The sequence below is a fragment of the Pararhodobacter sp. CCB-MM2 genome, assembly GCF_001691415.1.
Lineage (GTDB): Bacteria > Pseudomonadota > Alphaproteobacteria > Rhodobacterales > Rhodobacteraceae > Pararhodobacter.
This window is the reverse complement of sequence record NZ_LRRR01000036.1, coordinates 1-10,964: the sequence shown is the minus strand read 5'-3', so window position 1 is coordinate 10,964 and position 10,964 is coordinate 1. Positions and strand designations below refer to the sequence as shown.

Sequence of the window (10,964 nt, the reverse complement as noted above, 5' to 3'; positions counted from 1 at the left end):
CATGAAAATCCTGTTCATCCATCAGAACTTCCCGGCCCAGTTCAAGAATCTGGCGCCTGCTCTGGCCGCTCAGGGGCATGAATGCGTTGTCTTGACGCTGCGCGTGGCCCAACCCTCGCGCTGGCGGGGCGTCAAGATCTATCCCTATAAAGTACAAGCGCCCGTCGCCAAGAACGCCCACCCCTGGGTTGTCGATCTCGACACCCAAACCAAGCGTGGGGAGGCCTGCTACCGAGCCGCCCTGAAGTTGCGGGAAAGTGGCTTCTCTCCCGATCTGATCCTGGTCCATCCCGGGTGGGGCGAGGGTCTGTTCCTGCGCGATGTCTGGCCGAACGCCCGCATGGGCCTTTATGCCGAGTTCTACCACCTCGCCGAGTATCCGTATCTGAACTTCGACACCGAGTTCCGCTCTGACGAAACCATCGCCGCGCAGCGCGTGCGGATGAAAAACATCAACAACCAGATGCACTTCGATCTCGCGCATGGCGGGATCAGTCCGACCAAATTCCAGGCGGACACCTTTCCTCAGCCCTTCCGTGACAGCATCACGATCTGCCATGACGGGATCGATACAGCCCACGCGCGTCCGGACCCTGACGTCAGGCTCACGGTAAAGTCCGAGACTGCGGGCGAACTCAACCTGACCCGGGACGATGAAGTGATCACCTTCGTCAATCGGAACCTGGAGCCCTATCGCGGCTATCACCGCTTCATGCGCGCCCTGCCCCGGCTTCTGCGCGAACGCCCCAATGCCAAGGTGCTTATCGTTGGCGGAAACGAGACCAGCTACGGCCCCAAGCCACCGACCGGCCGCACCTGGAAGCAAATGTATATTGATGAGGTGCGGGGGCGCATCCCAACGCCTCACTGGGAGCGCGTCCACTTCCTGGGCAAAATGCACTACACTCAGTTTCTTCAGCTTCTTCAGCTGACACGCGTACATGTCTACCTGACGTATCCTTTCGTGCTGAGCTGGAGCATGCTGGAGGCCATGAGTTCGCAGGCAGCCATCGTCGGAGCCAATGTTGCGCCCGTCCAGGAACTCATCACGCATGATGTGACAGGCAGGCTGGTCGATTTTTTCGATGGTGATGCGCTGGTCGGCGAGATCTGTGCGCTTCTTGACGACGCTGAGCTGCGGGAGCGTTTGGGCACAGCCGCGCGCGCGCATATTCAGGCCAATTACGACCTCCAATCGGTCTGTCTTCCGCGCCAGATTGAGTGGGTGAACAGCCTGATGGCCTGACTCTGGCGCTTGCTGTGTGGGTGTGACAAAAAAGCGACTACACGGCAGAAGGGCCGGGATTTCTATCCGTCATGGTGCAGGGTTGAAGACATCAGAACGCTTGCTTCTCAAGATCCGCATGGCGCGTCCTCTGGCGTACCTGAGACAGAAGAATTTTGCCAATTATGATGTCGCGCGGAAGTTCTCAACATTGGCGCAGGACGAGCAAATCGTCCGGACAGGAGTTCAAACCAAGACCCTGCCACGCGCACTTCATGTGTATGGCGCCCTCGTGCGCCGTGACATTGTAGACCCAGAAATCAGGGACAGGATCCTCTCTCAAGAAGCTGCCTTCGAGAGCCTCCATAGTCCTGCAGACGTTTACGAACTGGCCCTGTTCCTGTTCTCCGAGAGGCAATGGCAAACTTTGGCCAAGGTCTTGCCGACCTGCCTACGCCAACTGACAAGGGGAGAACAACGGGGGCCATTACGCCTGGTGGCAGACCTTGCCTATCTGACGGCCCATCGGTTGCGGGTAGCAAACCAAGAGATGGTAGCAGCGCCTATCAAGCTTGAGCTCGCCAAGCTGGCTGGTCATCTCGACCAAAATCAGCTTCGCTTCCATCGAGCCTGTGATGACTTCCTTGCTCATCCTTGGCGCGAAGATCGCTTGCTTCTGGTCAGAGCTGTCCGTTCCTACGAGCCCTATTTTTCCCTGAGAGGCCTACGTTCCCTGTATCGACGGCCGGACCCTGAGCAGCAGAATACGTTTAGCCCATCGATCAAGATAGCGCAGAAGTCAGCGCATCAGGCCGTCGTCCTCGTTGCCTGTGACAAGCGGTACTTTGAGACTTATGCACAGCGATTTGTCGCAAGTGTTGAAGAATTGCGCCTGCCGCTTGGGGTTCATCTTCATTGCGTGGGCTTTACGCCCGAGCCTCGGGGATGGCTGGCAAACTGTGGCCTCAGTCACGAGCCCTTGCCATCCTTTCTGGCCTCGTCCGACCTCCCGGATCGCTACCGGAACACATACTTCGCGGCAGCGCGCTTCCTCGTGCTTGAGGAATTACTCGCGTCCTATGGCTACATCTGGGTCAGCGATATCGATGGAAAAGTAACACCGACTATCCAGGACGCACCGACAGGCTCCGTCAACTTGCATTCTGCTGTTCGGAAATTCATGGGCAAGAAACTTCCCATGGAACTCATTTCTGCAGCCAATGTAGGTGTTCGGGCAGACGACGGTGGGAGAGTATTCGCCGCCTATCTACGGCAATATCTCCTGCAAGGCATTCAGGAGGGTCTCGAACCGGTCTGGTATCTGGATCAGAATGCCCTGTTCTGCGCCTGGCAAGATCTGAAAAACAAGATTGAGATCCAAACCGACCTCCCACCCTTCTTCAGGCAAACCGGAAATTGGAGCCTTTCCCAGGGTCGCGCCATGAAACTTGATACACCCAGCGACTGAGCTTTGCTCGGAGCGAGGCACCTCTTTGCAAAAGAGAAGCGATGGGCACTGGTCACGCGCTGCTCTCCCGCCCCCACAGGCCTCCCGTTGCATAGCGGTAACGGGATTGCCTATACCCAAGGCCAATTTTGACCACAGGACCTTGTCGATGCCTGAGCTTTTGTGCGCCGCTGACGTGGAGATGCTGCCGGGTGTTGTGGTGGCCCCGGAAGACTACGACGATGCCGCAGCCCTTGGGCTGGAAGTCGCCCTCCTCGTCTGGGAGGGAGATGACGCGCTGAGAGGCGCCCATGGGTCAAAGCCGCTGCAAACCATGACTGCCCGGGTCGTCGGGGCCCTCGCGTTGAGTGCTGAGGGGCAGCAGACGCTGCAAGAGTTCGTGACACATTGGTCGCGTACAACGGGGATGCCAGACCTGCCGTTGGCGGTGATCCCCGAGTCCGACCCGTCGGCGCGGCGCGCATTGGCGTCTCAGGCTTTGTTACGCTGTATTGCGCCTGTCGTCCTGGCCCTCGCCAAGCACAATGCAGACCTACTGGGGATGCTGGCGCAGTTGCGCCTCACGCATGAGCGGCAGGGCATCTTGCTGCGCAAATATGAAGAGCAGCTGCGGACACAGTCCCAGAACCAGCGTTGGCTCACGCGATCACGAGGCCCCTTGGCGACCGCTGCAGAAACGGGCTTCTGCTTGATGCCGGGCGCAACCCTGCGCCAGCGGCTGGAGCTGGGCAGCGAAGGTGTCTCGGATGTGGCGATTTTTGTGCCGGAGCAAATGATTGCCCAAGACGGACAGCTCAAGGCACGCCTCCATCTCTCCGAGAGCGGGGACGTGGCAGCAGAATGGACCCTTCCTGCCGCAGTGCTTCACACCGGTTGGCTCCGCTTGTCCCTCGCGAGAACACTCTCGGACGATATCCAGACCCTTCAACTTGAGTTTTGCTGGCAAGGCCGGTTGCCCCTGCGATTGGGCGCAGGCTTGTATCATCCGGACCCTGGCCTGTGCGCGCGCTTGAACGGCCAGCCCCAGTCTCAGATCCTGGCCTATCAAGTTTGGACGTTCTTGGCGGAAAGTTCCCCGCCTTTGCCCGCCGATGGTCATTGTGAGGATCTGAGCGCGGCGAAGGCGCCTGGGGAGCGCCCGTCATGTTTCTATCTTGATCCCACGTATTTCGAACAGGCGCTGGAAGCGGATCCCGATGCGTCTTGCGTGTCGTTTCATCAAGAAAAACAAGCGCTGCAGGTCCACCCGCGCCCAGATGAACTCAGTGCGGCGCGCTTGTTGAGAGCGGTCCCCTCGGGTGTTCGCTCTGTTTCCGCCCGTGTCGGAGGCCTCGCTCCGATTTGCCCGATCATGGAATATGCGCTGGCTGTTGTCCCGCGTCACCCTGTGCGCCCCTTTAAGGATCTGGTGGCCGAGGCTGAGCACACAGGCTGTTTATCAGATTGGGTTCGCCGGGAGGGCGACGTCTCGGGCGATCTGACGCTTCATTTGCGAGAGCCCCTCCCTCAGGCCTGTGATCTGCTCCTGATCACCCGGGTCCCGCCGGGACATCCCACCTCGCATGGCTGGGCAACGTTCCGCGATATCCGGATGAGCGCATGAACCCGACGCCCTCAGCGCCGCGGTTGGCGATCATCATTCCTGTCTACGGCCACCCTGTTCTGGTGAGCGAGGCGCTTCAGAGTGCTTTGGCGCAAGACGCGGATTTTGGAATCCAGATCATCGTCGTCAACGATGGCTGTCCTCATCCTGAAACTCATCAGGTCCTGCAGGCCTTTGCTCTCGCCTATCCGGAGCGGCTGACCTATCTGCGCAAACCCAACGGGGGCTTGAGCTCTGCACGCAACGCGGGGATCCGGCATGTGCTGGCACATCTGCAGAGCGTCGAGGCTTTGTTCATGCTCGATGCCGACAACAGGCTGCGCCCTCGCGCCATGGCCCATGCGATGGGGCAGCTTGAGGCGCATCCCGAAGCCGGCTGGGTCTATCCCAGCATCGACATGTTCGGGATCATGGCCCGCTGTGACTATGGCGGACCCTATAGCCGTCTGATCCACACCCAGATGAACACCTGTGAGGCTGGTAGCCTGATCCGGCGCGCAGTCTTTGAGGCGGGGGTCCTGTTCGATGAGAATTTCCGCCTGGGCTTTGAGGATTGGGACTTCTTTCTGTCCGCCGGGGATGCGGGTTTCCGGGGTGTGAACCTTGAGGATTTCGGGTTTCTGTACCGCAAACGCCCGGAAAGCATGCTCGCCAACGCGAACCGCAGTCAGGAGTTCCTGGTTCGCCAGATCCGCGAAGCGCATCCCGCGCTCTACAGTCCCGCGAACCAGCTTCAGATGGAGCATGACGAGGCCCCGCGCTACGCAATCTGGCTCACGGACCGCGCCCTTGTCCGCCTGGTCACAGACCCTGATCTTGCAGGGCCAACTCTGAGTATATCGGATTATGTGCGGCTGTATTGGGCCAGCCGGACAGCTCCCATGCAGCATCGAATACCCCCATATCTGGTCGCCACGACTGAAAGCACCCTGCATGCCCTGGGGCAGCAAGCCGTTTTGCATTGGCTGCTGTGGCAGTTGGAAACGGTCGCGCCTGAGCCGGAGAGCCTGACCTTCGCGGAAATAGTGGAGGCCGCGACGCCGGGGCATATTCACGTGCAACCGGTCTCAGAGGCTGAGGAGAACGCCGACAGCGTATTCCAGTCGCCCCGCGAACGGGCCCAGTTGTGGCTCCTCGGACATCAGGCCCTTTTTGGTATCCTGCAGCGAGGGGATGAGTCGGCTGCGATCCCGACAGCCCCAGGTCTGACAGTGCAGCTGGATGGGCCTCAGCTACCCCGCGCGAATCTGGAGACGGTGCTGGAGACGATGGCGACCGCGCTCTGGGCTGCTGCAGGCGAGGCCCGCTGGCGCTGGCGCCAACCATCCATCGGCTTGAGAAACCGCGAGCACTACGTCTTGAGAAAAGCTGTCGATGGCCAACCGGTCCTGCCGCGATGCGCGGGCCACGGCAGAGAGATCGGCATTATTCTGTCGGGCACGGATGCCGTCCCCGACAGATTCGCGACGCTCATGCGCGAGCTGCAAGACCTACGGCAGGACGGCGGGCGCCTACACCTGATCCTCCTCGATACTCATGCTGACCGCCAGCGCCTGGCGATCGCGGGATGTGCCTATGACAGCCTGTCGTTACTCGGGGCGCCTTGGCCGGAGGGCCCTGATGCAGAGGTTCTTCTGTTTGAGGAGCTCCCGCTTCCCATCGCAGATCCGGTTCTTGACGATCGAGCGCTTGGCTTGATGCTGGCGCTGAATGAGGTGCATGTTCTGGCAGAGGTTCAGCGAGCTCCCGCCGCCTCGCGGTTAATGGGTGCTCTGCGCCGCTGGGGTACTAGGACGATCCTGCACCTGCCCGAAGCCTCCGCATCGGAGCCAGGCGTGGCGCTGACCTTGGCCTACGAGCATGCCTATGATCACATCCTGGCACCTGACGAAAGGTTGTGGACGGAGCTCAGGGCCCGAGGTCTACCCCTGGCGAAGATCGGCCTGAGAACGGCACAGTCGCCCAGTGCCGAATCGACCGTCTGACAGCGTGAAGGAACACGGCTAAACCCTCCATCTGTGGTTAAATTGCAGCACTCGCCCACCGTTGCGCGCATCTTTGCCGGTTGCGTGTCATCTTCCTTGAACACAAGCCAGAATTGCGCTCTTGTCAGGGTTGGTAAGCAGCTTGGCCAATGGCGTGATGGTGGGCAGAGAGCGGAAAAACGAACCGGCAGCGGGATCACAACTGCAGGCCGCGTCCGGCAAGCAGGGGCTAACTCCCTGCTTTGACGTTGACACGTCTAATCCCCCGCTGGTACCAGCTTCTCCAGAACCGTCCGCGTGATAGCGCTTCATCAACACTCGATAGATCTCAACTAGGAGACCATAAAATGGCTATGGTAATTGGCTCGCAAGCCGCTGATACGCTGGTCGGCGTTTCGGGCGAAAACGACACCCTCATCGGCCTCGGTGGCGCAGACGTCATCAACGGCTTCGACGGCGACGATCTGATCGTCATCAATTCGGCCGCTGAGCTCTCGACTGCTGGCGTCGCACCTTTCGACAATATCGACGGCGGCACGGGCATTGACACCCTCGAAACGGAACTCATGGACAGCGATGTCATCAACAACGATGGCATCACCCCCGACACGATTTGGGGTGTGGCTGGCGTTGTCACCAACAACATCGAAATGGTCAAGGTATCTAACGCCAGCGATTTCATGCTGGATCTGGCTGACGATGCTTTCTTTGCATGGGATGCGATTGTCGCACTGAATGACCCCGCTGCTTCGGTCACCAAGGATTTGCAGGTCGCTGGGTATGACGCTTCCACCGGTATCGTTGCTAACACTGCTATCGCTGATGCGGCTGAAGGTCTGGTCATCAACGGCGTCACCTACATGGATGGGGACGACTTTACCGCAGCTGATGGCGGGACAATTGACGTGACTTTCGCCCTTGGGGAGTGGTCATTGACGTATACTCCCGCCGCAGAGTCGCTGTACGCAGTTGGCGATGCAGGCAGTTCTGCTGACGACGTAGCCGTTGAATCGTTTGTCGCCACCGTAACCAATACCGATGGTACGACTGTTGACGTTTCTGTCGATATCACCCTCAATCTCGATAACACCTTTACTGCGGCGACGGCGACTGCTGGCATCATCTCGCGCGGCGATGCAGGCAACAACTCTATGACTGGCTCCAACTTCGATGATATCATCTGGGCTGGCAAAGGTGACACTGGTGCTGATATCCTGAATGGTCTGCAGGGCAACGATGTGCTCGCAGGTGGTGCAGGTAATGATAACCTCTCCGGCGGAGAAGGTAATGACACCCTCTACGCGGGCTCGGGCAACGATGTTGCGCTTGGCAATGAAGGTGACGACGAAGTTTGGGGCGGCGCTGGTAGCGACAACCTTGACGGCGGTGACGGGAATGACGTCATCGGTGGCGGTGCAGATGGCGATATCATTCTTGGCGGCGCCGGTGACGACGTGGTCTACGGTGGCGCTGATGATGGCAATGACAATATCGCCGGCGACGATGGCGACGACACCATCTACGGTGGTGCCGGCGACGATACGCTCAACGGTGGTAATGATGATGACCTGATCTTCAACGGCGCAGGCGATGACTCTGTCGTCGGCGGCTTGGGTAATGACACCCTCTGGGGTGGCGCGGGCAACGACACGCTCACTGGCAACGCTGGCGATGATGTCTTCGCGTTCGTGGCCGGAAACGGGAATGATGTGATCACAGCCTTTGGCTTTGACACCCTTAGCGTGCACGGCAACGATGTCCTCGACCTTACTGGCCTTGGCTTCGCCAGCACGCAAGACGTGATTGATCACATGACTGATGACGGCGCCGACACGACGCTGGCTATCGCACCGGGGCAGACTATTGTTATTGAAGGTGCGCTTGTTGCGGACTTCCAAGCGGCGGTCGACGACTGGGTTCTCGTCTGATCCGTATCGGATCAAGTTGAGATATGGGAAAGGGCCCTTCGGGGCCCTTTTTTCATACGCGGCTGTGGCATTCGATTGCAGAGACAGCTCAGCGCGTATCCAACACTTGCCTGCGATTGAACATTTCCTATAGCAGTTAACAGGCTGCTGAAAAACTCCGTTCTCGACACGCATCAAGGAACATGATTCATCGCCACCAGGGTATGACGGAGGTGGCGATGCGCGGATCGGACGAGGTGACGGGGGCGCTATTCAGCTATGTCGATCTTGAGGTGCGCATCCCGTCCCGGCATCCGCTGCGCAAGATCAGATCCGTCGTCAACGATGCCCTGCGTTCACTGGATGCCGAGTTCGATCGACTTTATGCGTGTGAAGGCCGTCCTTCCATTGCGCCGGAACGCTTGATCCGCGCCAGCCTGTTGCAAATCCTCTACTCAATCCGATCCGAGCGGCAGCTCGTGGAGCAGATGGACTACAACTTGCTGTTCCGGTGGTTCGTAGGCCTCGGAATAGATGACGCGGTGTGGGTCCCCACGGTGTTCACGAAGACTTCGGCCGTCTGCTGACCACGGACATGTCCCGCAAGATCATGGCCGCCATCCTGGCGCATCGCGAGGTGGCGCCGCTGCTGTCCGACGATCATTTCTCGGTCGACGGAACGCTGGTGAAGGCCTGGGCATCCATGAAGAGCTTCCAGCCGAAGGACAGTGCGATGTCCGACCGGGACGACGATCCGGGTGATCCGCCAGATGACCGTGTATCGCCAACATCGTCTCCTGACCAATCCACTGCCGAGCCCAAACCCATGCCCCGTCCCGCACGCCGCAGCCGCAATGCCGAAGTCGATTTTCGTGGCGAACGTCGGTCGAACGCGACGCACGCGTCGCTGACTGATCCCGAGGCCCGGCTGTTCAAGAAGTCGCCCGGCGCTGGCGCGGTGCTATGCTTCATGGGGCATAGCCTGATGGAGAACCGTTCCGGCCTGATCGTGCAAGCCGACCTCACGCAAGCTGACGGGCACGCCGAGCGCCGTGCCGCCATCGACATGCTCCATCGGCACTCGCCCGGTTCGACGCGGCGTCTGACCCTGGCAGCGGATCGTGGCTACGACAGCGCCGACTTCGTCGCCGAACTGCGCCAGATGGTGGTGACGCCGCATATCGCCCAGAAGTCCCGCCATTCAGCCATCGACGGTCGGACCACCCGACATCCCGGCTATGCCAAATCCCAGCGATGCCGAAAGAAGATCGAGGAACCCTTCGGCTGGGCCAAGACCGTCGGCGGCCTGACACAGACCATGTATCGCGGCATGGAGCGCGTGCGCGCCCGCTTTACGCTGACAATGGCGGCCTGCAATCTCGCAAGGCTGCCGAAACTGCTGGCGGCCTGACTGGGGAAGCCGCAGTCAGGTCTGCCTGCGCATGCTCCAGCCCCACCCAGCATCCGCGTCGAGGGAAACCATCCCTCACGCGGGCCTTTTTCAGCGGCCTGCTAACGCCGATGACGTCATTACGGATAGTCTCATCCTGACCGTCGAGAATGCCGTCGGTGACACTGTCAATGTGGCGGTGGACCTTACTTTGAACCTGAACCGTCACTTCGACGCAACAGCCGCTACGGTCGGCATTGTAACGCGCGGCGATGGTCAAGATAACCGCATGGCAGGCTCAAATTTCGACGACATCATCTGGGCCGGCAAGGGAGATACAGGTTCGGATACTTTGTATGGCCAGCAGGGGAATGACATCCTTGCGGGCGGCGGCGGCAATGACACCGTCAGTGGCGATCAAGGTAACGACACTCTATATGGCGGCGCTGGTGCCGATAATGTCAACGGCGGTGATGGTGATGACCAGGCGTGGGGTGGCCTAGGAAACGACACCGTCTATGGCGGCGTCTTCGGCGCTGACACCCTCGGCGGTGGCGCGGGCGACGACAACATCTACGGTGGGGATGGTAGCGACGTCATCTATGGCGGCACAGGCGAAGACGTCGCGAATAACACCACGCTTGCCGGTGGGCGCTATTGGATCAATGGCTCTGATACCGTCTATCTCAACGATTCTATTTTCGGTGACGCAGGGAACGATACGATCTACGCCGGGGATGGGCGAGACAGGATAATGGGCGGGAGAGGAGATGACCTGCTCTTCAATGGCACTGGCGATGATTATGTCTACGGAGACGAAGCATCAGGGGATGCTGTCTTCGGAGATGATATCCTGTGGGGAGGCGCCGGTGACGACGTGTTGTGGGGAGACGATGGCGACACCGCAACCGCAGGCGGCAAGGACGTCTTTGCCTTCTCCGCTGGAAATGGCAATGACACGATCATGGATTTTGAATTCGGCACGGCATCGAACAAAGGTGATGTTTTGGACCTCAGCGATCTCGGTCTGTTTGACAGCACGTCTGAGGTGCTTGCAAAGATGGTCGATGGGAGCAGCGGCGTTGTCCTTGCAATCGCGCCTGGACAGACCATCACTTTTGACGGCATGACCAAAGCCGCATTTCAGGCGGCGGTCGACGACTGGGTTTGACCTGCCCCCCGCGAAATCCCTCGCCTTAATGTAGAGTCTGCGCCAACTCTGAAGGAGCAGACGAATGCGAAAGAGCCGTTTCACCGAAGCGCAGATAATCGGGATGATCAAGGAGCAAGAGGCGGGAATGCCGACTGCGGAGGTGTGCCGCAGGCACGGCCTGAGCAGCGCGACGTTCTACAAGCTGAAGTCAAAGTATGGCGGCCTGGAAGTGT

General features: G+C 59.5%; 7 protein-coding genes and 1 pseudogene. All 8 read left to right on the top strand.

Features of this window, described 5'->3' with window-relative positions; genetic code table 11:
- Nucleotide 1: 1 nt before the first annotated feature.
- Nucleotides 2-1,246, top strand: coding sequence for a glycosyltransferase (locus BCY78_RS21585; RefSeq protein ID WP_068305945.1), 1,245 nt, complete (start codon nt 2-4; stop codon nt 1,244-1,246).
- 100 nt (nt 1,247-1,346) lie between these two features.
- Complete coding sequence (locus BCY78_RS25375; protein WP_158515983.1) at nt 1,347-2,693, top strand: hypothetical protein; 1,347 nt, start codon at nt 1,347-1,349, stop codon at nt 2,691-2,693.
- A gap of 148 nt (nt 2,694-2,841) precedes the next feature.
- Nucleotides 2,842-4,296: a DUF6212 domain-containing protein gene (locus tag BCY78_RS21575; protein ID WP_068305942.1), complete on the top strand. Its 1,455-nt coding sequence runs from the start codon at nt 2,842-2,844 to the stop codon at nt 4,294-4,296.
- Nucleotides 4,293-6,281 carry a glycosyltransferase family A protein gene (locus BCY78_RS21570; RefSeq protein WP_068305940.1) on the top strand — a complete coding sequence of 663 codons (1,989 nt, stop codon included), beginning with the start codon at nt 4,293-4,295 and terminating at the stop codon, nt 6,279-6,281. Before BCY78_RS21575 ends, BCY78_RS21570 begins: the two co-directional genes overlap by 4 nt.
- Nucleotides 6,282-6,628: 347 nt before the next feature.
- Entirely contained in the window at nt 6,629-8,209 is a 1,581-nt protein-coding gene (locus BCY78_RS24900) for a calcium-binding protein (protein WP_083195224.1), read from the top strand.
- Nucleotides 8,210-8,427: 218 nt separating this feature from the next.
- Nucleotides 8,428-9,599 (top strand): annotated as a pseudogene (locus tag BCY78_RS24895) (IS5 family transposase).
- 31 nt (nt 9,600-9,630) lie between these two features.
- Nucleotides 9,631-10,749 (top strand): calcium-binding protein, encoded by a 1,119-nt coding sequence (locus tag BCY78_RS25370; protein ID WP_068305935.1) that lies wholly within the window; start codon nt 9,631-9,633, stop codon nt 10,747-10,749.
- A gap of 64 nt (nt 10,750-10,813) precedes the next feature.
- Nucleotides 10,814-10,964, top strand: a 151-nt coding sequence (locus tag BCY78_RS21545; RefSeq protein WP_139103264.1) for a transposase, incomplete at its 3' end; no start/stop codon positions are given.

Coding starts and splice junctions, on each gene's coding strand:
- BCY78_RS21570 (WP_068305940.1), top strand. CDS start 4,293: ATGAACCCGACGCCCTCAGCGCCGCGGTTGGCGATCATCATTCCTGTC.
- BCY78_RS21585 (WP_068305945.1), top strand. CDS start 2: ATGAAAATCCTGTTCATCCATCAGAACTTCCCGGCCCAGTTCAAGAAT.
- BCY78_RS21575 (WP_068305942.1), top strand. CDS start 2,842: ATGCCTGAGCTTTTGTGCGCCGCTGACGTGGAGATGCTGCCGGGTGTT.
- BCY78_RS25370 (WP_068305935.1), top strand. CDS start 9,631: ATGCTCCAGCCCCACCCAGCATCCGCGTCGAGGGAAACCATCCCTCAC.
- BCY78_RS24900 (WP_083195224.1), top strand. CDS start 6,629: ATGGCTATGGTAATTGGCTCGCAAGCCGCTGATACGCTGGTCGGCGTT.